Origin of the sequence: Sphingomonas sp. UBA978 (genome assembly GCF_002292295.1) — a bacterium.
Classification (GTDB): Bacteria; Pseudomonadota; Alphaproteobacteria; order Sphingomonadales; family Sphingomonadaceae; genus Sphingomonas.
Map to the genome: position 1 here is coordinate 177,679 of NZ_DBBS01000021.1, position 411 is coordinate 178,089.

Sequence of the window (411 nt, forward strand, 5' to 3'; positions counted from 1 at the left end):
GCGGCATTCGACATAGGCGGCGGCCTGCGCATCGGCGCCGTGGCCGATCGCATGCTCGCTGTAGTCGACGACGTCGAGGTCGGGTCCGGTTTCGCCCAGCGCGGCGATGACGCCGGAGATCAGGCCGTTGCCGCGACCGGAGATCGAGCGTTCGACCCCGTCGACCGCGACGCGGCCGACGAACAGGCGGGCGCCGGCGCTGCCGGTTTCGTCATAGTCGCGCAGCACGAACCGGTCGCCCTCGCGCGGCAGATAGGTCGCCTCAAACCGGCCCCAGATGTCGGCGGCGCCGAGTTCGCGGCTGGTTTCGTCGGCGAGCGCCTGGACGTGGCGGCTGAAATCGGCCTGCAGCCGCTTGGGCAGCTTCAGTCCCTTGTCCTGTTCGATCACCCAGGCGACGCCGCCCTTGCC

General features: G+C 70.6%; 1 protein-coding gene. It reads right to left on the reverse strand.

Annotation, left to right across the window (positions count from 1 at the left end):
• Nucleotides 1–411: alpha-isopropylmalate synthase regulatory domain-containing protein (locus tag B2515_RS15835; protein ID WP_293877978.1), on the reverse strand; the 411-nt coding region annotated here is incomplete at both ends.